Origin of the sequence: Serratia sp. X10 (genome assembly GCF_017811775.1) — a bacterium.
Classification (GTDB): domain Bacteria; phylum Pseudomonadota; class Gammaproteobacteria; order Enterobacterales; family Enterobacteriaceae; genus Serratia; species Serratia ureilytica.
The window spans coordinates 589547-614553 of sequence record NZ_JAEIOH010000001.1; the positions used below are offsets into that span (position 1 = coordinate 589547).

27 protein-coding genes and 1 other annotated feature are annotated in these 25007 nt (G+C 59.2%); of the genes, 22 read left to right on the forward strand and 5 right to left on the reverse strand.

Going from position 1 to position 25007, the window contains the following annotated elements:
- Nucleotides 1–2: 2 nt before the first annotated feature.
- The 7 genes from infC (at nt 3) to ihfA (ending at nt 5360) form a co-directional block, all read left to right on the forward strand.
- On the forward strand, nt 3–554 hold the full coding sequence (gene infC / locus J9788_RS03065) for a translation initiation factor IF-3 (protein ID WP_048233542.1): 552 nt from the start codon (nt 3–5) through the stop codon (nt 552–554).
- 98 nt (nt 555–652) lie between these two features.
- Entirely contained in the window at nt 653–850 is a 198-nt protein-coding gene (gene rpmI / locus J9788_RS03070) for a 50S ribosomal protein L35 (RefSeq protein ID WP_004931418.1), read from the forward strand.
- Nucleotides 851–893: 43 nt separating this feature from the next.
- On the forward strand, nt 894–1250 hold the full coding sequence (gene rplT, locus J9788_RS03075; RefSeq protein ID WP_004931417.1) for a 50S ribosomal protein L20: 357 nt from the start codon (nt 894–896) through the stop codon (nt 1248–1250).
- Between the two features lie 113 nt (nt 1251–1363).
- Nucleotides 1364–1486, forward strand: a sequence feature (Phe leader region).
- Nucleotides 1368–1412, forward strand: a complete 45-nt coding sequence (gene pheM, locus J9788_RS03080; RefSeq protein ID WP_121626058.1) for a pheST operon leader peptide PheM — start codon at nt 1368–1370, stop codon at nt 1410–1412. Its footprint overlaps the feature before it by 45 nt.
- Before the next feature lie 187 nt (nt 1487–1673).
- Nucleotides 1674–2657 (forward strand): phenylalanine--tRNA ligase subunit alpha, encoded by a 984-nt coding sequence (gene pheS / locus J9788_RS03085; RefSeq protein ID WP_004931416.1) that lies wholly within the window; start codon nt 1674–1676, stop codon nt 2655–2657.
- A gap of 14 nt (nt 2658–2671) precedes the next feature.
- Nucleotides 2672–5059 (forward strand): phenylalanine--tRNA ligase subunit beta, encoded by a 2388-nt coding sequence (gene pheT / locus J9788_RS03090; RefSeq protein WP_182264572.1) that lies wholly within the window; start codon nt 2672–2674, stop codon nt 5057–5059.
- Nucleotides 5060–5063: 4 nt separating this feature from the next.
- Nucleotides 5064–5360, forward strand: a complete 297-nt coding sequence (ihfA, locus tag J9788_RS03095; protein ID WP_004931414.1) for an integration host factor subunit alpha — start codon at nt 5064–5066, stop codon at nt 5358–5360.
- A gap of 188 nt (nt 5361–5548) precedes the next feature.
- Here ihfA and J9788_RS25160 read toward each other — a convergent pair whose 3' ends face one another.
- Nucleotides 5549–5680 carry a hypothetical protein gene (locus tag J9788_RS25160; RefSeq protein WP_046898516.1) on the reverse strand — a complete coding sequence of 44 codons (132 nt, stop codon included), beginning with the start codon at nt 5678–5680 and terminating at the stop codon, nt 5549–5551.
- A 232-nt stretch (nt 5681–5912) separates the two neighbouring features.
- Between J9788_RS25160 and J9788_RS03100 the strand changes: the two genes are divergently transcribed.
- From J9788_RS03100 to J9788_RS03170, 15 genes are all read left to right on the forward strand, one after another.
- On the forward strand, nt 5913–6329 hold the full coding sequence (locus J9788_RS03100; RefSeq protein ID WP_046898515.1) for a DUF2502 domain-containing protein: 417 nt from the start codon (nt 5913–5915) through the stop codon (nt 6327–6329).
- Nucleotides 6330–6508: 179 nt separating this feature from the next.
- Entirely contained in the window at nt 6509–7516 is a 1008-nt protein-coding gene (gene btuC / locus J9788_RS03105) for a vitamin B12 ABC transporter permease BtuC (protein WP_182264571.1), read from the forward strand.
- Between the two features lie 45 nt (nt 7517–7561).
- Entirely contained in the window at nt 7562–8113 is a 552-nt protein-coding gene (locus tag J9788_RS03110; RefSeq protein ID WP_033642881.1) for a glutathione peroxidase, read from the forward strand.
- A 5-nt stretch (nt 8114–8118) separates the two neighbouring features.
- A complete protein-coding gene (gene btuD, locus J9788_RS03115; RefSeq protein ID WP_182264570.1) occupies nt 8119–8874 on the forward strand; it encodes a vitamin B12 ABC transporter ATP-binding protein BtuD in 756 nt (251 codons plus the stop codon).
- Nucleotides 8875–9275: 401 nt separating this feature from the next.
- Nucleotides 9276–10430: a UDP-4-amino-4-deoxy-L-arabinose aminotransferase gene (gene arnB, locus J9788_RS03120; RefSeq protein ID WP_033652454.1), complete on the forward strand. Its 1155-nt coding sequence runs from the start codon at nt 9276–9278 to the stop codon at nt 10428–10430.
- Nucleotides 10417–11397: an undecaprenyl-phosphate 4-deoxy-4-formamido-L-arabinose transferase gene (arnC, locus tag J9788_RS03125; protein WP_019456023.1), complete on the forward strand. Its 981-nt coding sequence runs from the start codon at nt 10417–10419 to the stop codon at nt 11395–11397. The genes arnB and arnC overlap by 14 nt, the downstream gene beginning before the upstream one ends.
- Entirely contained in the window at nt 11397–13379 is a 1983-nt protein-coding gene (gene arnA / locus J9788_RS03130) for a bifunctional UDP-4-amino-4-deoxy-L-arabinose formyltransferase/UDP-glucuronic acid oxidase ArnA (RefSeq protein ID WP_033644264.1), read from the forward strand. The genes arnC and arnA overlap by 1 nt, the downstream gene beginning before the upstream one ends.
- The gene (gene arnD / locus J9788_RS03135; protein WP_033652453.1) at nt 13376–14281 is read left to right on the forward strand and encodes a 4-deoxy-4-formamido-L-arabinose-phosphoundecaprenol deformylase; all 906 of its coding nucleotides are present in this window, start codon (nt 13376–13378) and stop codon (nt 14279–14281) included. Before arnA ends, arnD begins: the two co-directional genes overlap by 4 nt.
- Complete coding sequence (gene arnT / locus J9788_RS03140; RefSeq protein ID WP_033652452.1) at nt 14278–15942, forward strand: lipid IV(A) 4-amino-4-deoxy-L-arabinosyltransferase; 1665 nt, start codon at nt 14278–14280, stop codon at nt 15940–15942. Before arnD ends, arnT begins: the two co-directional genes overlap by 4 nt.
- Nucleotides 15939–16283 (forward strand): 4-amino-4-deoxy-L-arabinose-phosphoundecaprenol flippase subunit ArnE, encoded by a 345-nt coding sequence (arnE, locus tag J9788_RS03145; protein WP_182264569.1) that lies wholly within the window; start codon nt 15939–15941, stop codon nt 16281–16283. The genes arnT and arnE overlap by 4 nt, the downstream gene beginning before the upstream one ends.
- Nucleotides 16280–16672, forward strand: coding sequence for a 4-amino-4-deoxy-L-arabinose-phosphoundecaprenol flippase subunit ArnF (gene arnF / locus J9788_RS03150; RefSeq protein WP_182264568.1), 393 nt, complete (start codon nt 16280–16282; stop codon nt 16670–16672). Before arnE ends, arnF begins: the two co-directional genes overlap by 4 nt.
- Nucleotides 16673–16848: 176 nt before the next feature.
- On the forward strand, nt 16849–17313 hold the full coding sequence (locus J9788_RS03155) for an NlpC/P60 family protein (protein WP_016927954.1): 465 nt from the start codon (nt 16849–16851) through the stop codon (nt 17311–17313).
- Nucleotides 17314–17372: 59 nt separating this feature from the next.
- Nucleotides 17373–18386 (forward strand): lipoate--protein ligase A, encoded by a 1014-nt coding sequence (locus J9788_RS03160; protein WP_046898508.1) that lies wholly within the window; start codon nt 17373–17375, stop codon nt 18384–18386.
- Nucleotides 18387–18897: 511 nt separating this feature from the next.
- Entirely contained in the window at nt 18898–19629 is a 732-nt protein-coding gene (locus J9788_RS03165) for an EAL domain-containing protein (protein WP_033642891.1), read from the forward strand.
- A gap of 246 nt (nt 19630–19875) precedes the next feature.
- Nucleotides 19876–21318 carry a protein adenylyltransferase SelO gene (locus tag J9788_RS03170; protein WP_182264567.1) on the forward strand — a complete coding sequence of 481 codons (1443 nt, stop codon included), beginning with the start codon at nt 19876–19878 and terminating at the stop codon, nt 21316–21318.
- Between the two features lie 37 nt (nt 21319–21355).
- On the opposite strand, the gene J9788_RS03175 is transcribed toward J9788_RS03170, so the two are convergent.
- Genes J9788_RS03175 through J9788_RS03190 form a run of 4 tightly spaced genes read right to left on the reverse strand, consistent with a single transcriptional unit; the run spans nt 21356 to nt 25002 of the window.
- Nucleotides 21356–22141: a heme ABC transporter ATP-binding protein gene (locus tag J9788_RS03175; protein WP_046898506.1), complete on the reverse strand. Its 786-nt coding sequence runs from the start codon at nt 22139–22141 to the stop codon at nt 21356–21358.
- Nucleotides 22134–23138: an iron ABC transporter permease gene (locus J9788_RS03180; RefSeq protein WP_182264566.1), complete on the reverse strand. Its 1005-nt coding sequence runs from the start codon at nt 23136–23138 to the stop codon at nt 22134–22136. Before J9788_RS03180 ends, J9788_RS03175 begins: the two co-directional genes overlap by 8 nt.
- Complete coding sequence (locus tag J9788_RS03185; RefSeq protein ID WP_046898504.1) at nt 23138–23968, reverse strand: hemin ABC transporter substrate-binding protein; 831 nt, start codon at nt 23966–23968, stop codon at nt 23138–23140. The genes J9788_RS03180 and J9788_RS03185 overlap by 1 nt, the downstream gene beginning before the upstream one ends.
- Nucleotides 23965–25002 (reverse strand): hemin-degrading factor, encoded by a 1038-nt coding sequence (locus tag J9788_RS03190; RefSeq protein ID WP_182264565.1) that lies wholly within the window; start codon nt 25000–25002, stop codon nt 23965–23967. The genes J9788_RS03185 and J9788_RS03190 overlap by 4 nt, the downstream gene beginning before the upstream one ends.
- Nucleotides 25003–25007: the final 5 nt, after the last annotated feature.

Here is a 25007-nt window from a genome sequence, read left to right on the forward strand (position 1 = left end):
GTATTAAAGGCGGAAAACGAGTTCAACCGGCGCGTCCTAATCGCATTAACAGAGAAATTCGCGCGCAAGAAGTTCGCCTAACCGGCGTCGATGGCGAGCAGATTGGTATTGTCAGTCTGAATGAAGCTCTTGAAAAAGCTGAGGAAGCGGGCGTTGATTTAGTAGAAATCAGCCCAAATGCCGAACCGCCAGTTTGCCGAATCATGGATTACGGCAAATTCCTCTACGAGAAGAGCAAGTCGACGAAAGAACAGAAGAAGAAGCAAAAAGTTATCCAGGTTAAGGAAATCAAATTCCGTCCTGGCACCGATGATGGCGACTATCAGGTCAAACTACGCAACCTGATTCGCTTTCTGGAAGATGGCGATAAAGCCAAAATCACCCTGCGTTTCCGCGGGCGTGAGATGGCGCACCAGCAGATCGGCATGGAAGTGCTTAACCGCGTCCGTAAAGACCTGTGTGAAGATATGGATCTGGCAGTGGTCGAGTCCTTCCCTACGAAGATCGAAGGCCGCCAGATGATTATGGTGCTCGCTCCTAAGAAGAAACAGTAAGGCTTACAAGTAATGGAACCCGCGCGGCGCTTGCGCTGTGTGGGTTTTATTCGCCCAACTGATTCGTTGTTTAACAATGCGAAGTGGATTTAATTAAAATGCCAAAGATTAAAACTGTACGTGGTGCAGCCAAGCGCTTCAAAAAAACCGGCAGCGGTGGTTTTAAGCGTAAACATGCCAACCTGCGTCATATTCTGACCAAAAAAGCAACCAAGCGTAAACGTCACCTGCGTCCGAAAGGCATGGTGTCTAAAAACGATCTGGTCCTGGTTACCGCGTGCCTGCCGTACGCATAAGCCATTTTTTTTGAATTTAGAATAAGACTTTAGGAGAGAGCATATGGCTCGCGTAAAACGTGGTGTAATTGCACGCGCACGTCACAAGAAAATCATGAAGCAGGCGAAAGGTTACTACGGTGCCCGTTCGCGCGTATATCGTGTTGCCTTCCAGGCAGTAATCAAAGCAGGTCAGTATGCTTACCGTGACCGTCGTCAACGTAAGCGTCAGTTCCGTCAGCTGTGGATTGCACGTATCAACGCAGCTGCTCGTCAGAACGGTCTGTCTTACAGCAAGTTCATCAACGGCCTGAAAAAAGCCTCGATCGAAATTGACCGTAAGATCCTGGCTGACATCGCAGTCTTCGACAAAGTGGCCTTCGGCGCACTGGTTGAGAAAGCGAAAGCAGCTCTGGCGTAAGTCAGTAGAAGAGGGAGCTTGCTCCCTCTTTTAATCTTTGTTTTCAGCGACAAATATTGACTTTCATTGCCCGCCGCTATATCACTGGTGGACAATCATCGACAAGGTACCGCAATCATGCACGCAGCTATTTTTCGTTTCTTTTTTTACTTTAGCGCCTGACTTCAGGAGGCTTTGCGCGTAAGAAAAGAAACGAAAAGTAGCGCCTAAGCCTCCCTCGTGGAGGCTTTTTTGTTTTTGGCCATCGTCCCGCCTTGCAAAGCGTTGCGGTGAGAACGGCGGGTACTCAGCCGGCCCTGCGCCGCGCAGGCGAGCCGCCTGGCCGGCAACGCATTGAAAAGTCTTTGAAGATTGCTCAAAGGCGTGTTCGAATAATAGATAACAATTACTTAGGGCCATCCCGGCCAGAGGAAGAGGAAAGCAATGCCACATCTCGCAGAGCTGGTTGCCAATGCCAAGGCAGCCGTAGAAGATGCCCAGGATGTTGCCGCGTTAGATTTGGTGCGCGTCGAATATTTTGGCAAGAAAGGTCATTTCACCTTGCAGATGCAGTCTCTGCGCGACGTACCGGCGGAAGACCGTCCGGCGGCCGGCGCGGTGATCAACCAGGCCAAGCAAGAGGTGCAAGACGCCCTGAACGCGCGCAAGAACGCGCTGGAAAGCGCCGCGCTGAACGCGCGCCTGGCGGCTGAAACCATCGACGTCTCCCTGCCGGGCCGTCGCATGGAAAACGGCGGCCTGCACCCGGTGACCCGTACCATCGACCGCATCGAAACCTTCTTCGGCGAGCTGGGCTTCTCCGTCGCTACCGGCCCGGAGATTGAAGACGATTACCATAACTTCGACGCGCTGAACATTCCAGGGCATCACCCGGCGCGCGCCGACCACGATACTTTCTGGTTCGACGCTACGCGCCTGCTGCGCACTCAGACCTCCGGCGTGCAGATCCGCACCATGAAGAACCAGCAACCGCCGATCCGCATCATTGCGCCGGGCCGCGTTTATCGTAACGACTACGATCAGACTCACACCCCGATGTTCCACCAGATGGAAGGGCTGATCGTCGATAAAGACATCAGTTTCACCAACCTGAAGGGCACGCTGCACGATTTCCTGAATAACTTCTTTGAAGAAGACCTGCAGGTTCGTTTCCGTCCGTCCTACTTCCCGTTCACCGAGCCGTCCGCCGAAGTGGACGTGATGGGTAAAAACGGTAAATGGCTGGAAGTGCTGGGCTGCGGCATGGTGCATCCGAACGTGCTGCGCAACGTGGGCATCGATCCGGAAGTTTACTCCGGCTTCGCCTTCGGTATGGGCATGGAGCGCCTGACGATGCTGCGTTACGGCGTCACCGACCTGCGCGCATTCTTCGAAAACGATCTGCGTTTCCTCAAACAGTTTAAGTAAGGCGGGAATATCACATGAAATTCAGTGAACTCTGGTTGCGCGAGTGGGTAAACCCGGCCATCAGCAGCGAAGCATTATCCGATCAAATCACCATGGCCGGTTTGGAAGTGGACGGCGTGGATCCGGTTGCCGGCGCGTTTAACGGCGTCGTGGTGGGTGAGGTTGTCGAGTGCGGTCAGCACCCGAACGCCGATAAACTGCGCGTCACTAAAGTTAACGTGGGCGGCGATCGCTTGCTCGACATCGTCTGCGGAGCGCCGAACTGCCGCACCGGCCTGAAAGTGGCGGTCGCCACCGTGGGCGCGGTGCTGCCGGGCGATTTCAAAATCAAGGCCGCCAAACTGCGCGGCGAACCTTCGGAAGGCATGCTGTGTTCGTTCTCCGAACTGGGCATTTCTGACGATCATGACGGCATTATCGAACTGCCGCTGGATGCGCCGATCGGCACCGACATCCGTGACTATCTGAAACTGAACGACAACACCATCGAGATCAGCGTCACCCCGAACCGCGCCGACTGCCTGGGCATCATCGGCGTCGCGCGTGACGTGGGCGTACTGAACCAGGTTGCGCTGACCGAGCCGGACATGAGCCCGGTGCCCGCGACGATTGACGCCACGCTGCCGATCCGCGTTGACGCGCCGCAGGCGTGCCCGCGTTATCTGGGCCGCGTGGTGAAAGGCATCGACGTCAAGGCGCCAAGCCCGCTGTGGATGCGTGAAAAACTGCGTCGTTGCGGTATCCGTTCTATCGATGCCGTCGTCGACGTCACCAACTATGTGCTGTTGGAACTTGGCCAGCCGATGCACGCTTTCGATCTGAGCCGCATCGACGGCGGCATCGTGGTGCGCATGGCGAAAGAAGGGGAAACCTTGACGCTGCTGGACGGCAACGAAGCCAAACTGAACGCCGACACCTTAGTGATCGCCGATCACCAAAAAGCATTGGCGATGGGCGGCATCTTCGGCGGCGAGCATTCCGGCGTCAACGGCGAAACCCAGGACGTGCTGCTGGAGTGCGCTTTCTTCAGCCCGCTGTCGATCACCGGCCGCGCGCGCCGTCACGGCCTGCACACCGATGCTTCTCACCGCTATGAGCGCGGCGTCGATCCGGCGCTGCAGTACAAAGCCATGGAGCGCGCCACGCGCCTGCTGCTCGACATCTGCGGCGGCCAGGCAGGCCCGATTATCGACGTGACTCACGAGAACGAACTGCCGAAACGCGCTACCATCACGCTGCGCCGCGAGAAGCTGGATCGCCTGATCGGCCACGTGGTGCCGAGCGAGCAGGTCAGCGACATTCTGCGTCGCCTGGGTTGCCAGGTGACCGAACAGGGCGACAGTTGGCAAGCGGTCGCGCCGAGCTGGCGTTTCGATATGGAGATCGAAGAGGATCTGGTGGAAGAAGTGGCGCGCGTTTACGGCTACGACAACATTCCGGATGTGCCGGTGCGCGCCGATTTGGTGATGACCCAGCATCGCGAAGCCGATCTGACGCTCAAGCGCGTGAAGACCATGCTGGTCGATCACGGTTATCAGGAAGCGATCACCTACAGCTTCGTCGATCCGAAAGTGCAGGCGCTGCTGCACCCGAATGAAGAAGCGCTGATCCTGCCGAGCCCGATTTCGGTCGAAATGTCGGCGATGCGTCTGTCGCTGTGGACCGGTTTGCTGTCCGCGGTGGTGTATAACCAGAACCGCCAGCAGACGCGCCTGCGTCTGTTCGAAAGCGGCCTGCGCTTTGTGCCTGATAGTGCGGCAGATCTGGGTATCCGTCAGGATGTCATGCTGGCGGGCGTGATCGCCGGCCATACGCACGATGAACATTGGGATCTGGCGCGCAAGCCCGTCGACTTCTATGATTTAAAAGGGGATCTGGAGTCTGTCCTCGAGCTGACCGGTAAATTATCCGAAATTCAGTTCCGGGCGGAAGCCAATCCGGCCCTGCATCCAGGGCAAAGTGCGGCGATTTATTTGCACGGCGAACGCGTTGGTTTCATCGGTGTGGTTCACCCGGAACTTGAACGTAAACTGGATCTTAACGGCCGCACCGTGGTGTTTGAACTGGAGTGGAACAAGCTTGCGAGCCGCGCCGTGCCTCAGGCGCGGGAGATTTCGCGCTTCCCGGCAAACCGCCGTGATATCGCCATTGTGGTGGCTGAAAACGTCCCCGCAGAAGATATTTTGGCCGAGTGTAAGAAAGTTGGCGCAAATCAGGTAGTTGGCGTAAACTTGTTTGACGTGTACCGTGGCAAGGGCGTGGCAGAAGGTGACAAGAGCCTGGCTATCAGTCTGGTATTGCAGGATACCGCTCGTACACTGGAAGAAGAGGAGATAGCCGCTACCGTTGCAAAATGCGTAGAGGCTCTAAAACAGCGATTCCAAGCATCCTTGAGGGATTGAACCTATGGCGCTTACTAAAGCTGAAATGTCAGAACACCTGTTTGAGAAGCTTGGGCTTAGCAAACGGGACGCCAAAGACCTGGTGGAACTGTTCTTTGAAGAGGTCCGTCGGGCTCTTGAGAATGGCGAACAGGTAAAACTGTCGGGTTTTGGCAACTTTGATCTGCGTGACAAGAACCAACGTCCGGGGCGTAACCCGAAGACCGGCGAAGACATTCCGATTACGGCGCGCCGCGTGGTGACCTTCCGTCCGGGGCAGAAGCTGAAAAGCCGGGTAGAAAACGCCAGCCCGAAAGGGTGAGTGACGTGACATCAAAAAAGGCCGCTTGCGCGGCCTTTTTCTTTTCTGGGACAAAATTCAGTTTATTCCTAATCGATAAGACATGACTTCATTGAGCCGTTAAGTCGGTACGGCGAAAATCATTGCCCTTAATTGCGGAATATTCTTATATCTTATTTCATGTAATGCGTGGCTTTTAATTTCTCACTTCAATAACGGCCGTAATAATGGCCAGGGCCATCGCCACGGTGGCCGCCGCCTCCGTGAGGGCCCCAGCAGCAGGCGCTGAGGGTTGAGGCCAGGGCGACCACGGCCAGCAGCATACCGAGTCGTTTAATCATCTTATTATCCTCCGGTGGGGATCCGTTTAATTATCATTGTCGCGCCGCTTAAGCGATGTCAGTTATTCGTTAAGCTTTGGCAGAGGTAATAATAATTAAAGACGTCGGCAAACAGTGTCGGGATTGTGTAAGGCCGTCGAAAACGATCTGAAAATAGGCACCGGTGAGATAGTCGCTAAATAAGCGCACTGATATAACCACTGCAGCAAGAAAAATAGAGTGAGAAGGCAAAATGAAAAAGATCCTGTTGCTGGTGTGTTTTCCGCTGTTGCTGCCGCTGGCGGCACAGGCCGATGTCTCCGTCGATATCAACGTGCCGGGCGTTTCCCTGCATTTGGGGGATCAGGACCGCCGTGGTTACTACTGGGATGGCTACGACTGGCGTCCCCCGCAATGGTGGCATGCACACCAGGGCCGCGGTTTGGGGGAGCGCAATGCGCGCGGCCTGTACTGGGACGGCGGGCGCTGGCAGCCTTCGCCGCCGCGCGGCTATGAGCATCGCGAGCCGGCGCGCAGCGGCAATCCTTTCCACGGCGATCGCGATAATCGCGATCATGATGGCCGCCATGACGATCGCGGCGACCATGACCGGCGCGATGACGGCCGTGGCCAGCCCTATCCGCAGGGCAACCCCGGTCAGCATCGTTAACCCCTGAGTTTATCGGCGGCTGGTTTTGCCATCATCCTGGCGATGACGGGCAGGGCCAGCCGCTGCTTTCCTGCGCCATCGCTTACGCAAGGCTTCCCCTTGCGGCGTTAACCCCCTAATATTTGACTCAGACGTCAATTATCCGGCCACGACAGCGGCCGGCAGGGAATCGCCGCGCCATGCCAACCAGCCGTACCTTCACCTTACTGTTGCAACATCAACGTTACCGCGATAAACGCCAGGTCATTCTGTTGGCGCTGGGTGTGGTGCTGGCATTGCTGTTTAGCCTTTGCGCCGGCGATCGATGGATATGGCCGTCAGAATGGTTCAGCGATCGGGCGCAGCTGTTCGTCTGGCAACTGCGATTGCCGCGCGCGCTGGCGGTGATGTTGGTCGGCGCGGCCCTGGCGGTAGCCGGGGCGGTGATGCAGGCGCTGTTTGAAAACCCGTTGGCGGAACCTGGCCTGCTGGGGGTGGCGAACGGCGCCGGCGTCGCGCTGGTGCTGACGATGCTGCTGGGCCACGGTCTGCTGCCGGTAGCGCTGATGAGCGCCGCCGCGATAGCAGGCGCGCTGGCGATGACGTTCTTGCTGCTGGGCTTCGCTCGCCGGCGTCGCCTGACCAATGCGCGGCTGTTGCTGGTGGGAGTGGCGCTGGGCATCATGTGCAGCGCGCTGATGACCTGGGCGGTCTATTTCAGCACCAGTCTCGATCTGCGGCAGTTGATGTACTGGATGATGGGGGGCTTCGGCGGTGTCGACTGGCGCCAAAAGTGGCTGGTGTTGGCGCTGCTGCCGGTGCTGCTGTGGCTGTGCGGCCAGGGGCGAGCGCTTAACCTGATGGCGCTGGGCGAGGTGCAGGCGCGGCAGCTCGGGCTGTCGCTGCATCTGTGGCGCAACCTGCTGGTGCTGGCGATCGGCTGGCTGGTGGGCGTCAGCGTGGCGCTCGCCGGGGTGATCGGCTTCGTCGGGCTGGTGATCCCGCATATTTTGCGGCTCACCGGCCTGACCGACCAACGCTATCTGTTGCCGGCCTGCGCGCTGGCGGGGGCCGGCGTGTTGCTGGTGGCCGATGTGATTGCCCGCGTTGCGCTGCTGGCGGCCGAACTGCCGATCGGCGTGGTGACCGCTACGCTGGGAGCGCCGCTATTTATCTGGTTACTGACCCGGGCAAAAGGCGTAAGGTAGTTTTCTTCATTCACCTGCCATTAAAAAACTACAGGATGACAACCGATGAGCAATCCAATTTATAACCTGCCGTTACAGACCATCGAAAATCAGGCTACCACGCTGGGGGCCTATCAGGGCAAGGTGCTGCTGGTGGTCAACGTGGCCTCGGAGTGCGGCCTGACGAAGCAATATGAAGGGCTGGAAGCGCTGTACGAAACCTATCGCGATCGGGGGCTGGAAGTGCTGGGGTTCCCGTCCAATGAATTCCTGGGGCAGGAGCCGGGCAGCAACGAAGAGATCCTGGCGTTTTGCCGCGGCACTTTCGGCGTGCAATTCCCGATGTTCGCCAAGATTGAGGTGAACGGCGAACACCGTCATCCGCTGTATCAGGCGCTGATTGCCGCGCAGCCGGCTGCTGTCGCGCCGCAGGGCAGCGAGTTCCTGGCGCGGATGACCAGCAAAGGGCGTGCGCCGAAGCACGCCGGCGATATTTTGTGGAACTTCGAGAAATTCCTCATCGCGCGCGACGGCACGGTGATCCAGCGCTTCTCGCCTGACACCACGCCGGAAGATCCGGCGCTGGTGGCGGCGGTGAAACAAGCGCTGGCAGGGTAAGACGAATGCTGCAACTCGTTGAGGTTGGGGTGGCGGGGCGCCTGGCGCCTTTTTCGGCACAGATTGACGGCGGGTTGCAGGTTCACCTGATCGGCCCAAACGGCGCCGGGAAGAGCACTCTGCTGGCGCGGGTGGCGGGCATGCTGCCGGGACTGGGCGAGGTTCGTCTGGACGGACGCGCGCTGTCCGATTATCCAGGGAGCGAACTGGCATTCCGGCGCGGTTACCTCAGCCAGCAACAGCCGCCGGTGTCGCTGATGCCGGTGTTTCAGTATTTGGCGCTGCACCGGCCTGCGGCGGCGACGCAAACCGATGTGGAGCACGCCATCCTCTATCTGTGCCGGCGGTTGAAGCTGGTGGATAAGCTGTCACGCACGCTGACGCAGCTTTCTGGCGGAGAATGGCAACGGGTGCGGCTGGCGGCGGTCTTGCTGCAGGTGTGGCCCAGCATCAATCCGCACAGCCGCCTGTTGTTGCTGGATGAGCCGACCAACAGCCTGGATGTGGCGCAGAAAGTCGCGCTGGATCGCCTGCTGCGCGAATTCTGCCAGAGCGGGCGCAGCGCGCTGGTATGCGCGCACGATCTGAATCACACCCTGCAGCAGGCCGATCGGGTTTGGTTGCTGCATGCCGGCCGGCTGGTGGCGCAGGGCGTCACGCGTGAGGTGATGGCGCCCGCACTGCTGTCGCAGATTTATGAAGTGGATTTCCAGCTGCAATGGGTAGGGGACCAGCGTTGGATCATGACCCGCACGGCTTAATTAACCCAGTCGGCGGGGCGCAACGTAAACGGAAACTAAACACAGTGAATATAAATAGCGGGGTAAGGATCGGCGAATATTGTGCGGTCTCTCATTTTCTTATCGATTTTCTTGAAAAACGTCGATGACGTGCTACGCTTGATTCGGCAAAAATAAAATACGTAAGTAATTATTAAAAAACATAAGAAATTGATTTACATAATAAAATTAAATTAATGATGACGGCGCCTTCCTATCAGTTCTCCCACTGATGACAAGTCTCGTCTTAAGGTTTAGTTAAGCTTGCGGCCTTACATTGGCAGTTAATCCACGGAAACGATTCTTCTCTGGCGTTTAATATTCGTTAAACGAAAGGGATTTACAGTGTCATCAAAAGCAGTCCGATACGTTTGGGGTTAACTATGGATCAATTTTTACCTTTCTCTCGTCCAGCCATCGGCGACGAAGAAATCGCCGCGGTAGAGAAAGTGTTGCGTTCCGGTTGGATCACCACCGGCCCGCAAAATCAGCAACTGGAAAGCGACTTCTGTTCCACCTTCGGCTGTAAACACGCCATCGCCGTCAGTTCCGCCACAGCAGGCATGCACATCACTTTGATGGCGCTGGGCGTGGGGCCCGGCGATGAAGTCATCACCCCTTCCCAAACCTGGGTTTCCACCCTCAACATGATCGAACTGCTGGGTGCTACGCCGGTGATGATTGACGTTGACCGTGAGACCTTGATGGTCAGCGCCGCCGACGTCGAGGCTGCCATCACCCCGAAAACCAAAGCGATTGTTCCGGTGCATTATGCCGGCGCCCCCCTGCAGATGGACGCTTTGCGCGCCGTGGCCGAACGCCATCGTCTGCCGTTAATCGAAGACGCCGCCCATGCGGTCGGCACGCGTTACAACGGCGAATGGGTCGGCGCGCGCGGCACGGCGATTTTCTCGTTCCACGCGATTAAGAACGTGACCTGCGCCGAAGGCGGCCTGATCGCCACCGACGACGATGCGCTGGCGGATCGCCTGCGTTGCCTGAAGTTCCACGGCCTGGCCGTCGATGCCTTCGATCGTCAGCAGCTTGGCCGCAAACCGCAGGCCGAAGTGGTGGAGCCGGGGTACAAATACAACCTGTCCGACATTCACGCGGCGATCGCCGTGGTGCAACTGTCGCGCTTCGCCGAGCTGAACGCGCGCCGTAAGGCGCTGGCGCAGCGCTACCTGAGCGCGCTGGAAGGCTCGCCGTTCCAACCGTTGGGCGTGCCGGATTATCCGCATGACCACGCCTGGCATCTGTTTATGGTGCGCGTCGATCCCGAGCGCTGCGGCCTCGATCGCGACCAGCTGATGGAGCGTCTGAAAGAGGTTGGCATCGGCACCGGGCTGCATTTCCGTGCGGCGCACACCCAGAAATTCTACCGTGAGCGCTATCCGCAGCTGTCGTTGCCGAATACCGAATGGAACTCGGCGCGGCTGTGCACCTTACCGCTATTCCCTGATATGACCGACGCCGATGTGGATCGCGTGGTCAATGCCTTGTCTTCTGTTGTGGAGTCTTTACGTGTCTCGCGTTGAACCGATCAAAAAAGTGTCGATAGTCATCCCGGTATACAACGAGCAGGAAAGCCTGCCGGCGTTGCTGGAGCGCACTACCGCCGCCTGTAAGCAGTTATCCCAACCTTATGAAATCATTCTCGTCGACGATGGCAGCAGCGACAACTCCGCTGACATGCTGACCGCGGCGGCCGAAAAGCCGGACAGTCACGTGATTGCCGTCCTGCTTAACCGCAACTATGGCCAACATTCGGCGATCATGGCCGGTTTCAATCAGGTGACCGGCGATCTGGTGATTACCCTTGACGCCGATCTGCAGAACCCGCCGGAGGAAATCCCTCGGCTGGTCAGCGTGGCGGAAGAGGGCTATGACGTGGTGGGCACCGTGCGCGCCAACCGTCAGGACTCCTGGTTCCGCAAAAGCGCTTCGCGCGTGATCAACATGATGATTCAACGCGCCACCGGCAAATCGATGGGGGACTACGGCTGCATGCTGCGCGCCTACCGTCGTCATATCGTTGAGGCGATGCTGCACTGTCATGAGCGCAGCACCTTCATCCCGATCCTGGCGAATACCTTCGCCCGTCGCACGACCGAGATCGAGGTGCGTCACGCCGAGCGCGAGTTCGGCGACTCCAAATACAGCCTGATGAAGCTGATCAACCTGATGTATGACCTGATCACCTGTCTGACCACTACGCCGCTGCGTTTGCTCAGCGTGGTCGGCAGCATCGTGGCGCTGTCCGGGTTCGTGTTGGCGCTGGTGCTGATCGCGCTGCGTCTGCTGCTCGGTCCTGAATGGGCCGCCGGCGGCGTGTTCACGCTTTTCGCCGTCCTGTTCACCTTTATCGGCGCCCAGTTTGTCGGCATGGGGCTGCTGGGTGAATACATCGGCCGCATCTATACCGACGTGCGCGCACGTCCTCGCTATTTTGTTCAGAAAGTGGTCGGCGTACAGCAAGACCACAATACTCAGGAAGAAGAATGATGAAAGCTATTGTATTTGCTTACCATGATATTGGCTGCGCAGGTCTGAAAGCGCTGACTGAGGCGGGTTATGACGTGCAGGCTGTGTTCACGCACACCGACGACCCAGGTGAGAACAACTTCTTCTCCTCCGTGGCCCGTTTGGGCGCCGAATTGGATCTGCCGGTCTATGCGCCGGAAGACGTGAACCACCCGCTGTGGGTTGATCGCATTCGCGAACTGCAGCCGGACGTGATCTTCTCGTTCTACTACCGTCACATGCTGAGCGACGAGATCTTGTCGCTGGCCCCGTTGGGCGGTTTCAACCTGCATGGTTCGCTGCTGCCGCGCTACCGTGGCCGCGCGCCGGTGAACTGGGCGTTGGTGAATGGCGAAACCGAAACCGGCGCTACCCTGCACAAAATGGTGAAACGCCCTGACGCCGGCGACATTGTGGGCCAGCAGAAAGTGGCTATCGCCGACAACGACACCGCGCTGACGCTGCACAAAAAAGTGCTGGAAGCCGCGCAGGCCGTGTTGAAAGAGCAACTGCCGAAGCTGAAGAACGGCACCGCCACTTTTACCAAGCAGGATGAGTCTCAGGCCAGCTACTTCGGGCGCCGCACCGCGGCGGACGGCGAGATCTTGTGGCACAAATCCGCCAAAGAGATCAACAACCTGGTCCGCGCCGTCACTGAACCGTACCCGGGGGCATTCAGCTACCTCGGCCAGCGCAAGCTGATCGTCTGGCGTTCCCGCGTGCTGGATACCCAACACGATAAACAACCGGGCACCGTGCTGAGCACCGCCCCGCTGGTCATCGCCTGTGGCGAAGGCGCGCTGGAAATCGTCGCCGGGCAGAACGAAAGTGGCCTGTACGTGCAGGGCAGCCGCCTGGCGCAGGAAATGGGCATCGTCACCGACGTGCGTCTGGCCGCCAAGCCTAACGCCGTGATGAAACGCCGCACTCGCGTGCTGATCCTCGGGGTTAACGGTTTCATCGGCAACCACCTGACCGAGCGTCTGCTGCGCGACGATCGTTACGACATCTACGGTCTGGATATCGGCTCTGACGCCATCAGCCGCTTCCTCGACAACCCGCGCTTCCACTTCGTGGAAGGCGACATCAGCATTCACTCCGAGTGGATCGAGTATCACATCAAGAAATGCGACGTGGTGCTGCCGCTGGTGGCGATCGCGACGCCGATCGAATACACCCGTAACCCGCTGCGCGTGTTCGAGCTGGACTTCGAAGAGAACCTGAAGATCGTTCGCGACTGTGTGAAATACAACAAGCGCATCATCTTCCCGTCCACCTCCGAAGTGTACGGCATGTGCGACGACAAAGAGTTCGATGAAGATCATTCGCGTCTGATCGTCGGGCCAATCAACAAACAACGCTGGATCTACTCGGTCTCCAAACAGCTGCTGGATCGGGTGATCTGGGCTTACGGCGCCAAAGAAGGCCTGAAGTTCACGCTGTTCCGTCCGTTCAACTGGATGGGGCCGCGTCTGGATAACCTGGACGCCGCGCGCATCGGTTCTTCCCGCGCCATCACCCAGCTGATCCTCAACCTGGTAGAAGGTTCGCCGATCAAACTGATGGACGGCGGCGCACAGAAGCGTTGCTTCACCGACATCAACGACGGCATTGAAGCGCTGTTCCGCATCATTGAGAACCGCGACGGCCTGTGCGACGGCCAGATCGTCAACATCGGCAACCCGACCAACGAAGCGAGCATTCGCGAGCTGGCGGAAATGCTGCTGGAAAGCTTCAACAACCACCCGCTGCGCGACCGCTTCCCGCCGTTTGCCGGCTTCAAGGACGTGGAGAGCAGCAGCTACTACGGTAAAGGTTACCAGGACGTCGAGCACCGCACGCCGAGCATCAAAAACGCGCGCCGCCTGCTGGGCTGGCAGCCGACCATCGAGATGAAGCAAACCGTCGCCGATACGCTGGACTACTTCCTGCGCACTACCGTTCAGGAAGGGAACGATGCATGAAGAAAGTCGGTCTGCGGGTTGATGTAGATACCTTCAGCGGCACCCGTGAAGGGGTGCCGCAGTTGCTGGACCTGTTCGAAAAGTACGACATTCAGGCCAGCTTCTTCTTCAGCGTGGGACCGGACAACATGGGGCGCCATCTTTGGCGCCTTTTGCGTCCGAAATTTCTGTGGAAAATGCTGCGCTCGAACGCCGCTTCGCTGTACGGCCTGGATATTCTGCTGGCCGGCACCGCGTGGCCGGGGCGCAACATTTCACGCGCGCTGGGGCCGCTGATGAAGCGCACCGCCGAAGCCGGCCATGAAGTCGGGCTGCATGCCTGGGATCACCAGGGATGGCAGGCCAACGTTGGCAAGTGGAGCGAGGCGCAGCTGACCGAACAGGTGCAGCGAGGCGTCGATGCCCTGAGCGCCAGCACCGGCCAGCCGGTGAAATGCTCCGCCGTGGCGGGGTGGCGTGCCGACACGCGCGTGCTGGAGGTCAAGCAGCGCTTCGGCTTCCATTACAACAGCGATTGCCGCGGCACCCATCCGTTCCGTCCGGTGCTGAGCGACGGGCGTCACGGTACGGTGCAGATCCCGGTGACGTTGCCGACCTTCGACGAAGTGATCGGCAGCGAAGTCAGCATGGCCGACTTCAACGACTACATTCTGCGCGCCATCGAGAACGATCGCGGCGTACCGGTGTACACCATTCACACCGAAGTGGAAGGCATGTCGCAAGCGGCGATGTTCGAACAGTTATTGCAACGCGCACGGCAGCAGGGCATCGAATTCTGCCCGCTGAGCGCGCTGTTACCGCAAGATTTGGCGTCACTGCCGTTGGGCCGCATCAAGCGCGCTCCTTTCCCCGGCCGCGAAGGTTGGCTGGGCTGTCAAACCGATGTGAAGGACGTTACATGAAGGCGCTAAAAGGATCCTGGGCCATTCTGCTGGCCGTTTTTTTTGCTCTGGTCTATCTGATCCCGCTTAACGGTCGCCTGCTGTGGCAGCCGGATGAAACGCGTTATGCAGAGATCAGCCGTGAGATGCTGCAACGCGGCGATTGGGTGGTGCCGCACCTGCTGGGGCTGCGCTATTTCGAGAAGCCGGTAGCGGGATATTGGTTCAATAACATCAGCCAGTGGCTGTTCGGGGAAAACAACTTTGCGGTGCGGTTCGGCTCGGTGTTCAGCACCGGCATGACCGCGCTGCTGGTATTCGCGCTGGCGATGCTGATGTGGCGCAATGCGCGCCGCGCCAGCCTGGCGATGCTGATGTTCCTGTCGATGGTGCTGGTGTTCAGCATCGGCACCTACAGCGTGCTGGATCCGATGATTTCGCTGTGGCTGGCGGCGGCGATGGTCAGCTATTACCTGACGCTGAAAGCCACCTCGGTCAAAGGCAAGCTGGGCGCCTACGCCTTGCTGGGTTTGGCCTGCGGCATGGGCTTTATGACCAAGGGCTTCCTGGCGCTGGCGGTACCGGTGATTGCGGTGATCCCGATTGTCATTCAGCAACGTCGCATCAAGGATCTGCTGTGCTACGGCCCGGTGGCGATCGTGACCGCCACGTTGCTCAGCCTGCCGTGGGCGCTGGCGATCGCGCAACGTGAGCCCGATTTCTGGAATTACTTCTTCTGGGTCGAACACATTCAGCGTTTCGCCGAAGATAACGCCCAGCACAAGGCGCCGTTCTGGTATTACCTGCCGATCCTGCTGGCGGCGGTGTTGCCTTGGCTGGCGCTGCTGCCCGGCGCGCTGCTCAAAGGTTGGCGCGAACGCGTGCAGCGCCCGGAGCTGTTCTTCCTGCTGAGCTGGGCGATGATGCCGCTGATCTTCTTCAGCATCGCCAAAGGCAAGCTGCCGACCTATATTCTGCCGTGTATGGCGCCGCTGGCGCTGCTGATGACCGCCTATGCGGAAGACTATGCCGCCACGCTGCGCGCCAGGCTGTTTAAGGCTAACGCCTGGCTGAACGGCCTGTTCGGGCTGATTGGCATCGTGGCGCTGGTGGTGTTGAGCTCCGGTTTGCTGCCGAAAGCGCATCTGTTTACTCCGCAGGAGTGGCCGAAAGTGGTTCTCGGCCTGATCGCGTTCGGCGGTTGGCTGCTGTTCGCGCTGGTTTCCGCGCGCGATAACGGCCGCCAATGGCGTTGGGCGGCCGCTTGCCCGGTGCTGCTGTGCCTGGTGATCGGTTACGCGATTCCGCAGCAGGTGACCGATTCCAAACTGCCGCAGAACTTCGCCCGCGCCACGATGGCCGAACTTGGCGACAGCCGTTACGTGCTGACCGACAGCGTCGGGGTGGCGGCCGGCTTGGCCTGGGAGCTCAAGCGCAGCGACGTGCTGATGTACAGCCAGAAAGGCGAGGTGGCCTATGGTCTGGAGTATCCGGACGCCAAAGGGCACCTGATCAGCGACGCCGACTTCCCGCAGTGGCTGGCGCAGGCGCGCAAGCAGGGGAATGTGTCGCTGGTGTTGCAGCTCTCCCGCGGCGAAGCGCTGCCGCAGGAGCTACCTGCCGCAGACAAGGTGGATCGCATGAACCGTCTGGTGCTGATGTGGTATAAACAGCAACCATGATCGGTTTTCTGTTGGTGATAGTGGTCAGTCTGCTCACCTGTGGTGGGCAGCTGTGCCAGAAGCAGGCGGTGCACTGCTGGGAACGGGCGGACGAGGCGCGGCTCAAGCAGACGCTGCGTTGGCTGGCGCTGGCGGTGCTGTTGCTGGGGCTGGGCATGGCGGTGTGGCTCAATGTGCTGCAACGCCTGCCGCTCAGCCTGGCTTACCCGATGCTCAGCCTTAACTTCGTGATGGTGACGCTGGCCGCGCGCTGGCTGTTTCATGAGCCGACGACCGCGCGCCATTGGTGTGGCGTGGCGTCGATTATGCTGGGGATCCTGCTGATGAGCGTGCATTCATGAAGGGCTATGCCTGGGGCGCCGCCAGCGTACTGCTGGTGACGCTGGCGCAGTTGCTGATGAAGTGGGGCATGGTTCAGATCCCGCTGATGTCGTTCGCCGACGTCTCGCTGACGCTGATCGGCGACTACTGGCTGCCGCTGCTGGCGGTGGGCGGCGGCATTTTTGGCTATGCGCTGTCGATGCTGTGTTGGTTCTTTGCGCTGCGCCATCTGCCGTTAAACCGCGCTTATCCTCTGCTGAGCGTCAGCTATGCGCTGGTTTACCTGGCGGCGGTGGTCCTGCCGTGGTTTAACGAATCCGCTACGCTGCTGAAAACATTGGGCACGCTGTTTATTCTGTTCGGCGTCTGGCTGATTAACAGCAAATCCGAGACCAAATCGCCGCAATAGGGCCAAAACCGGCGATCCTGCTATTATCTCCCTCATGGCGCTTGCCTTTTTCCCCGTGCGGGAGATAAATTAACGCGAAATAGCGCTTTCCTTACGTGGTGCCGGCTTTGCCTCGCAGGCAGTGTAGTGGTGTACCGAATGGCATAATGCGGCAACGTGTTCAATGAAGGGATATTATGCGGATGCGTGTGTGGTTTTTATTAGCCAGTTTAATCCTCGCCGGTTGCAGCAGCCATGCGCCGCCACCCAGCGGCCGCCTGGCGGATTCTATCGTGGTGGTGGCCCAGCTCAATGAACAACTGCGCCAGTGGTACGGCACGCCATACCGTTACGGCGGCCTGGATCGCGGCGGCGTGGATTGCTCCGGCTTTGTTTACCGCACGTTCCGCGATCGCTTCGATATGCAGCTGCCCCGTTCGACCGAAGAGCAAACCTCGCTGGGCACCAAGGTCTCGCGCGACGAACTGATGCCGGGCGATCTGGTGTTTTTCAAAACCGGCGGCGGTGAGAACGGTCTGCACGTCGGCATTTACGATACCAACGACCAATTTATCCACGCTTCGACCAGCCGCGGGGTGATCCGCTCCTCGCTCGATAACGTCTACTGGAAGCGGGTGTACTGGCAGGCGCGGCGCATTTAGCCTTAACCCGTTGATTTGGTGTATCATGGCGGCATCACGTGTTTTGAACGGTGCCTGCCATGAACAGTTTGCGTTTACTGATCTCCGACTCCTACGATCCCTGGTTCAACCTGGCGGTGGAAGAGTGCATCTTCCGCGAAATGACCACGCAAAAAATCCTCTTCCTGTGGCGCAATGCTGAAACGGTGGTGATCGGCCAGTCGCAGAACCCCTGGAAAGAGTGCAACACCCGGCGTATGGAACAGGATGGCATTCGGCTGGCGCGGCGCAGCAGCGGCGGCGGGGCGGTATTCCACGATTTGGGCAACACCTGTTTCACCTTTATGGCCGGCAAGCCGGGGTACGATAAAAGCGTCTCCACGAACATCATTCTGCAAGCGCTGCGGCAGTTGGGCGTAACGGCCGGCGCATCGGGGCGCAATGACCTGGTGATGGAAACTGCCGACGGGCCGCGCAAAATATCCGGCTCCGCCTATCGCGAAACGCAGGATCGCGGTTTCCACCACGGCACGCTGCTGCTGAATGCCGATCTGGAGCGGCTGGCGGACTACCTCAATCCGGATCCCAAAAAACTGCAGGCCAAGGGCATCACCTCGGTGCGTTCGCGCGTCGCCAACCTGGCGGAGTTTTTGCCGGGCATCAGCCATGAGCAGGTGTGTGAGGCGATCGTGCAGGCCTTCTTCGCCCACTATGGCGAGACGGCCGAGCCGGAGATCATTTCGCCGGATGTATTTCCCGACCTGCCCGATTTTGCCGCGCAGTTCGCCAAACAGAGCAGTTGGGAATGGAATTTCGGCAAGGCGCCGGCGTTCAGCCATCTGCTGAATGAACGCTTCGTCTGGGGCGGCGTGGACCTGTTCTTCGATGTAGAGAAGGGGACAATTGTTCGTGCGCAGGTATTCACCGACAGCCTGAATCCGGCTCCGCTACAGCGGTTGGCGGACATGCTGGTGGGCTGCGCGTACCGCAGTGAGCCCGTCGCCGCCTGCTGCGACCGTCTGGTGGCGGCCTATCCGCAACAGGCGGCTGAATTGACCGAGCTGCGGCAATGGCTGAGCGATACCATCCGCTAGCCGGGCGGTCTGGCAGCGAGGGGATGAGCGTGCTCATCCCTTTTTTTATCGCTGAAAGCGACGTTTCGCTGGGCATAGCGCAGATTTTCTGAAAATCAAGGTGGGCATTTTTTCAGGTTTTCAATGCTGCGAATAACGGGGGGAATTGATGCGTTATTAAATTTAATCAGTCATCGTTAACGGCCGGAAAAATTGGCGTTAAGTCAGAAAGATTATTTTACTTTATTTAGGATTTTTCTTAATTAAAACAAAGGAGATAAGTCAAATTTGGCCTCAAATCCATTCCACTTAAGCCAAATATCTTTTCGCATCACGCGCCGAACGAGAAAACTGGCATAAGTGCGGCTGCTTTTCTTTGCGCCGTTCGCGATTGTCGTATAGCTTTAATCTATCAATTAAATGATATTTTACGAGCATTTGCATTGATATTTCCGATTAATCCCAGAAGGATTGATCGATAAAATATATTGATATACGATGATACGCTAGCCATTCATCCTGTGGCATTAAAATGAACATCCAACTCGAAGCTGACTTTATTAGTAGCTATGTTTTTCAACCTGTTTACTCAATGGAGGGTGGGCTGTTGGCGGTGGAAATGTTGAGCCGTTTCAACAGTCTCGACGGTGATTTAGCCATGCCGGCCGAAATTGGGATTAATTTATTGGCGCCTGAACAAAGGATTGAGTTATTTAATGAGCAATTGAGACTGGCGGAGCAGCATGCTGCCTGGTTTACCGGTAACAGCGTGCAGTTGACCATCAATATCGAAGAAACCATCGTCGAGCTTATTCTTTCCGATCCGGCCTTGTGCCAGAGGATCCGGCAATATCCTTTTATTGCATTTGAAATGAGTGAGAGTTTTCCGAATCTTTCTGCCGGAAAGAACAATACGAGCGTGCGGCGATTAAGCGAATTGTTTACGCTGTGGCTCGATGATTTCGGTTCCGGTAAAGCCACGCTGACCGCGTTGTACGATGGTTTGTTTGACTACGTAAAGATAGACAAGCGTTTTTACTGGCAGCTGTTTACCCATCAGGGGTATGACGTGGTCATCGACTCGTTGTTAAAGAATATCAACCTGTTGTGTAAAGGCGTGATCGTCGGAGGAATAGAGAAAAAAGAGTACTTTAATAAACTCAGATACGCCGGTGTTTTAGGCCTGCAAGGTTTTTTATGGCCCAGCGTTGGTGTGGATAATCTGCAAGCTTTGCTGGCGATGCCCAGCGAGTTCAATAATTAAGAAGTGATACAAAAAAACTACACACAATGAGGTAAATAAGCGCCGGGGTGGTGTTTAGCGTGATTCAGTCGCCGTTATTCCCCCACGTTTTTGCTGATAATCGCGTTTGTCAGCCGACGTTCAAGCGCGTTTCCTCACGCGAAACCTCCCGCATCCGTTCTGGCGACAGGCGGATGCGTTCTCCCTGCATTCCTTCGGTGTTAATCCTCCCGTTCAGGCTCTACACTACGCTGAAACGGAGGGCCTATGCCGCAATTCGATAACGCTTACTACCAACAACTACCCGGTTTTTACACCGCCCTGAACCCGACGCCGCTCAAGGATGCGCGCCTGCTGTACCACAGTGAGCCACTGGCGCGCGAGCTGGGGCTGGATGAAAGTTGGTTTACTCAGGATAAAACCCCGATTTGGGCGGGGGAAACGCTGCTGCCGGGCATGCAGCCGTTAGCACAGGTGTACAGTGGCCACCAGTTCGGCGTCTGGGCCGGGCAACTGGGCGATGGGCGCGGCATTTTGCTGGGCGAACAAGTCCTGGCGGACGGCAGTCACCGCGACTGGCACCTGAAGGGCGCCGGGCTGACGCCATATTCACGCATGGGGGATGGCCGCGCGGTGCTGCGTTCGGTTGTCCGCGAGTTTCTGGCCTCTGAGGCGTTGCACCATCTGGGGAGCCCCACCACGCGTGCGTTAACTATTGTCACCAGTCAACAACCGGTATACCGCGAGCAGCCGGAACGCGGCGCGATGCTGCTGCGGGTGGCGGAAAGCCATGTGCGCTTCGGTCACTTCGAACACTTTTATTACCGCAAACAGCCGGAGCAGGTGCGGCAGCTGGCGGATTTCGTCATCGCCCGTCACTGGCCGCAGTTGCAGGATCAGGCCGATCGTTACCTGTTGTGGTTTACCGACGTGGTCGAACGCACGGCGCGCCTGATCGCCCATTGGCAAACCGTCGGATTCGCCCACGGCGTGATGAACACCGACAACATGTCGATTCTCGGCATCACCATCGATTACGGCCCTTACGGCTTCCTCGATGACTATCAGCCCGGCTATATCTGTAACCATTCCGACCATCAAGGGCGTTACGCCTTTGATAATCAGCCGGCGGTGGCGCTATGGAACCTGCATCGTCTGGCGCAAACCTTGTCGGGGCTGATGACCGCCGAACAGCTGCAGCAAGCGTTGGCGGCGTATGAACCGGCGTTGATGCGCGCCTATGGCGAACAGATGCGCGCCAAACTGGGCTTCTTCACGCCGACGGCGCAGGATAACGACGTGCTGACCGGCCTGTTGAGCCTGATTGCCCAGGAAGGGCGGGACTATTCCCGCACGTTCCGCCTGTTGAGCGAAACCGAACAGCAACAGGCGCAGTCGCCGCTGCGCGATGAGTTTATCGACCGCACGGCCTTCGACGCCTGGTATCAGCAATATCGTCAGCGTCTGCAGCAGGAGCAGGTCAGCGATGCGGAGCGGCAACGGGCGATGAAGGCGGTGAACCCGCGGCTGATCCTGCGCAACTACCTGGCCCAGCAAGCGATTGAGGATGCGGAGAAAGACGACGTCGGCCGTTTGCAGCGGTTGCATCAGGCTCTGCTGAGGCCGTTCGACGATGCGCCGGAGTATGACGATCTCGCCGCGCTGCCGCCGGACTGGGGCAAACATCTGGAGATTTCCTGCTCTAGCTGAGATGAAAAAAGGGCGCCTCATGGCGCCCTTGAACGTTTCATTGTCGCAGATAGACCTGCGGCAACGACACTTCGGGATGATGAACCACGCCGAGATCGGCCTGGTACCAGCGGGTGAGGATTTCCGTCTGCAACACTTCCTGCGGTGTGCCGCTCGCCACCAGGCGCCCCTGATGCAACAGCAGGATGCGATCGGCGTACAGCGCCGCCAGATTGAGATCGTGCAGCACACAGCAGACGCCCAGCGGCTGTTGGCGCGTCAACGAGCGCAGCAGGCGCAGGGTATGCTGCTGGTGGTAAAGATCCAACGCCGACGTCGGCTCGTCGAGGAACAGCCAGGCGGGGGACGGCTGCGGCTGCCACAGCTGCGCCAATACCCGCGCCAGTTGCACTCGCTGCTGTTCGCCGCCGGACAGCTGACGATAGTCGCGCTGCGCCAGCGCCAGGCAATCGGTCTGCGCCATCACCTGTTGGATCGCCTGGTGCTCGTCGCGTTTGCCGTGCGGCGCGCGTCCCATGCTGACCACTTCTTCCACGCTGAAGGGAAACGCCAGATCGCTGTATTGACGCATCACGGCTCGGACTTTGGCCAACTGCTGCGGCGCCCAGTGTTCCAGCGGGCGGCCAAGCAGCCGGCATTCGCCGCAGTCCGGCGTCAAATAACCGGTCAGCAAACGCAGCAGCGTCGATTTGCCGGCGCCGTTAGGGCCGATAATCGCCACCATTTCACCGCCGGCGAGGCTGAGCGAAACATCGTTGATCAAGCGGCGCGTACCGAGGCTGTAGCGCAGCTCCCGGGCCGTGAGGTTGGCGGCGTTATCCACCGGTTCGCTCCCGCTGGCGCATCACCAGCCATAAGAAGTAAGGGCCGCCGAGAAGGCTGGTCATCAATCCCACCGGCATTTCGGCCGGCGCCACCAGCGTGCGCGCCAGCGTGTCGCTGACCAGTAGCAGGCAGGCGCCGCCCAGAGCAGAGCAGGGCAGCAGCCAGCGGTGATCCCCGCCGAGGCGCATGCGCACCAGATGCGGCACCACCAGACCGACGAAGCCGATCACGCCGCTCATCGCCACCGCCGCGCCGATCAACAGGGCGCTCAACAGCAGCAGCTGCAGCTTGGCGCGCTGAACGTTCACCCCAAGGTAGTGTGCCTCTTCGTCCCCCAGCTGTAACAGGTTCAGACGACGCGCCTGCAGCAGCGTCAGCAGCGCCGTGGGCAGGATCAACGAGGCGGAAACGGCCAGCGTCGGCCATTGCGACTGGCTGAGGCTGCCCATCATCCACAGCGAGAATTGGCGCAGCTGTTGATCGCTGCTGATGTAGGAGAGCACGCCGATGGCCGCCATGCACAGGGCGTTGATCGCGATGCCCGCCAGCAGCAGCCGCGACAGATTGCCGTGCCCGCTGCGGCTGATGCCGTAGATCAACAGCGATACCAGCAGGCTGCCGAGGAACGCCGCCAGCATGTGGCCATACAACGCGATCGTCACCGGCAACGCCAGCGGCATCACGATGAACAGCGCGACAAACAGCGCGCCGCCGCTGCTGATGCCCAGCAGGCTCGGATCCGCCAGCGGATTGCGGAACAGCCCCTGCATTACCGCGCCGGATACCGCCAGCGCACAGCCGATCACCACCGCCAACAGCACGCGCGGCAGACGAATGTTGATCCAGATATGCCAGGCGGCGTCGCTAAAGGGTTCGCGCCACAGGGTGCCAAACGACAGCGTGAGCGCGCCCAGGTTAGCGGCGACCAGCGCCAGCAGCGTCAGCAGCACCAGCAGGCCGATGATGGCTAACTGAGGCGAGGTGCGACAGCGCATTACTTTTGCTCCGCCGCGTGGCGCAGTTTGGCCAGCGCCGCCGGCGTTTCCAGACCGAAGCCCAGCAGCGCCATGTCATCGACGATCAGCACGCGACGCTGCTTGCCTGCCGGCGTCAACGCCAGACCCGGCAACGTCCACAGCTGCTGTTCGCCGCCGAGGGTGCGCACGCCGTCGGTGGTGACCAGCAACAGGTCCGGCGCGCTGGCGATGACGCCTTCCTGCGACAGCGGACGGTAGCGGTCAAAGCCTTGCATGGCGTTTTTCAGTCCGGCGGCGGCGATCACCGCGTCGGCGGCGGTGTGTTGCCCGGCCGCCATCGGCGTAATGCCGCCGTGGCTCATCACAAACAGCACCTTGACCGGCAGCGGGGTGGTATCGACCGCCGCCAGCTGCTGTTGATAGCGCTCGCTCAACTGCTTGCCTTGCTCATCACGCTGCAGCGCGGCGGCGATCGCGGCGATTTTTTGCGGCACCGCCTGCAGGGTGGTGTCACCCGGCACGCTGACGACCTTGACGCCGCTGTCCGCCAGTTGTTTGAGCACCAGCGCCGGCTGCGCCAGCTCGGTTGTCAGCACCAGCGTCGGTTTCAGCGCCAGAATGCCTTCGGCGTTCAGCTGGCGCATGTAGCCGACGTCCGGCAGCTTTTTCACCGCTTCAGGATGCAGGCTGGTGCTGTCGCGGGCGATCACGTCGTTGCCGGCGCCGAGCGCAAAGGCGATTTCCGTCACGTCGCCGCCGATCGAGACGATGCGCTGCGCCGCGGCGGCGGTGAGCGGCAGCGTCAGCGTCACCATCAACGCCAGGCGGCGGATCAAGGAGGATTTCATGCGGCGATGTCCTTGGCGGTGAGCGCGGCGACCTGCTCGCGCCACTGGGTTTGTTCCGGTTGGCCCTCGGTGCGCTGGCCATACAGCTGCGCGATCTGCGTGCCATCTGCGGCGAACAGCTCCAGGCTGGTGACGATGCCGTCTTTGGTCGGTTTGCGGGTGATCCAGCTTTCGGCGATGGCATTTTCAATCAGGTGCAGCGTGAAGCGGCGGTTGAACACGTTGATCCAGCCTTCCTGCGGCATCAAGCGTTCGATCTGGCCGGTGAAAATCTGCACGCAGCCACGGTTGCTGACGAAGATCATGATCTCATTTTGCTGTTGCTGCGCCGCCTCCAGCAGTTGCGACAGCGCGCCGTTGTCCACCTGATAGGCCAGATCGTCGCCGACGGCGCGGAAGGCCTGCTGGCGCGTCAGCTTATTGCGGCTCAGCAGCTGGAAGAACTGGTGCACGTCGGTCATCGCGCGCCATTCAGCGTCGATTTTGGCATGATCCTGCGTGGCTTCATCGGAGGTGGCCGCCTCGGCGGGCTGCAGCGCCAGCGCCGGGTTTTCTTCGCTCAGGTGGTGTTCCACCAGCGCCATCCAGGCCGGCAGATCGGTTTCCTCGGTGGTGTAGACCTTGTGCAGCGCATCGCCCTGCGGGTCAAAGAACTGAATGCTGTGGCGCACGCCGCGCTTGTTGGTTTCGCTCATGGCGAAGACGCTGGTCCAGTGGTTGAGGAACAGGCGCAGATCCAGCTCGCGCGGGTTGAGGATCAGCCCGGCGTGGCCGTTGAGGTGCTGGTTGCGGTAGCGGCCCATCTGCTCATGCACCGCATAGCTGTTGCGGGTGATGGACTTGGTGACGCCCACTTGCTCGAGTTCGGTCAGCAACGTGCGGGCGTCGGCCTGCAGGCGGCGGGCGTCGTGGCCAACGCGGGCATGCGTCAGCTCCGCTTCGCTGACGCCAAGGATCGTCGCCAGATCGCGGGCGTATTTGCCGGGGTGGTCGATTTTAGCCTGTTGGTAACGTTCGTACAGGGTGTTGCTCATGCGGG

Excerpts from the sequence above, each read along its gene's own strand:
- J9788_RS03170 (WP_182264567.1), top strand. The coding sequence starts at position 19,876 with ATGCCGCAATTCGATAACGCTTACTACCAACAACTACCCGGTTTTTAC.
- arnF (WP_182264568.1), top strand. The coding sequence starts at position 16,280 with ATGAAGGGCTATGCCTGGGGCGCCGCCAGCGTACTGCTGGTGACGCTG.
- J9788_RS03160 (WP_046898508.1), top strand. The coding sequence starts at position 17,373 with ATGAACAGTTTGCGTTTACTGATCTCCGACTCCTACGATCCCTGGTTC.
- arnD (WP_033652453.1), top strand. The coding sequence starts at position 13,376 with ATGAAGAAAGTCGGTCTGCGGGTTGATGTAGATACCTTCAGCGGCACC.
- arnB (WP_033652454.1), top strand. The coding sequence starts at position 9,276 with ATGGATCAATTTTTACCTTTCTCTCGTCCAGCCATCGGCGACGAAGAA.
- ihfA (WP_004931414.1), top strand. The coding sequence starts at position 5,064 with ATGGCGCTTACTAAAGCTGAAATGTCAGAACACCTGTTTGAGAAGCTT.
- btuC (WP_182264571.1), top strand. The coding sequence starts at position 6,509 with ATGCCAACCAGCCGTACCTTCACCTTACTGTTGCAACATCAACGTTAC.
- btuD (WP_182264570.1), top strand. The coding sequence starts at position 8,119 with ATGCTGCAACTCGTTGAGGTTGGGGTGGCGGGGCGCCTGGCGCCTTTT.
- J9788_RS03155 (WP_016927954.1), top strand. The coding sequence starts at position 16,849 with ATGCGGATGCGTGTGTGGTTTTTATTAGCCAGTTTAATCCTCGCCGGT.
- J9788_RS03185 (WP_046898504.1), bottom strand. The coding sequence starts at position 23,968 with ATGAAATCCTCCTTGATCCGCCGCCTGGCGTTGATGGTGACGCTGACG.
- J9788_RS03165 (WP_033642891.1), top strand. The coding sequence starts at position 18,898 with ATGAACATCCAACTCGAAGCTGACTTTATTAGTAGCTATGTTTTTCAA.
- J9788_RS03110 (WP_033642881.1), top strand. The coding sequence starts at position 7,562 with ATGAGCAATCCAATTTATAACCTGCCGTTACAGACCATCGAAAATCAG.
- J9788_RS03180 (WP_182264566.1), bottom strand. The coding sequence starts at position 23,138 with ATGCGCTGTCGCACCTCGCCTCAGTTAGCCATCATCGGCCTGCTGGTG.
- J9788_RS03100 (WP_046898515.1), top strand. The coding sequence starts at position 5,913 with ATGAAAAAGATCCTGTTGCTGGTGTGTTTTCCGCTGTTGCTGCCGCTG.
- J9788_RS03190 (WP_182264565.1), bottom strand. The coding sequence starts at position 25,002 with ATGAGCAACACCCTGTACGAACGTTACCAACAGGCTAAAATCGACCAC.
- rplT (WP_004931417.1), top strand. The coding sequence starts at position 894 with ATGGCTCGCGTAAAACGTGGTGTAATTGCACGCGCACGTCACAAGAAA.
- arnA (WP_033644264.1), top strand. The coding sequence starts at position 11,397 with ATGAAAGCTATTGTATTTGCTTACCATGATATTGGCTGCGCAGGTCTG.
- J9788_RS25160 (WP_046898516.1), bottom strand. The coding sequence starts at position 5,680 with ATGATTAAACGACTCGGTATGCTGCTGGCCGTGGTCGCCCTGGCCTCA.
- arnT (WP_033652452.1), top strand. The coding sequence starts at position 14,278 with ATGAAGGCGCTAAAAGGATCCTGGGCCATTCTGCTGGCCGTTTTTTTT.
- pheS (WP_004931416.1), top strand. The coding sequence starts at position 1,674 with ATGCCACATCTCGCAGAGCTGGTTGCCAATGCCAAGGCAGCCGTAGAA.
- rpmI (WP_004931418.1), top strand. The coding sequence starts at position 653 with ATGCCAAAGATTAAAACTGTACGTGGTGCAGCCAAGCGCTTCAAAAAA.
- pheT (WP_182264572.1), top strand. The coding sequence starts at position 2,672 with ATGAAATTCAGTGAACTCTGGTTGCGCGAGTGGGTAAACCCGGCCATC.
- arnE (WP_182264569.1), top strand. The coding sequence starts at position 15,939 with ATGATCGGTTTTCTGTTGGTGATAGTGGTCAGTCTGCTCACCTGTGGT.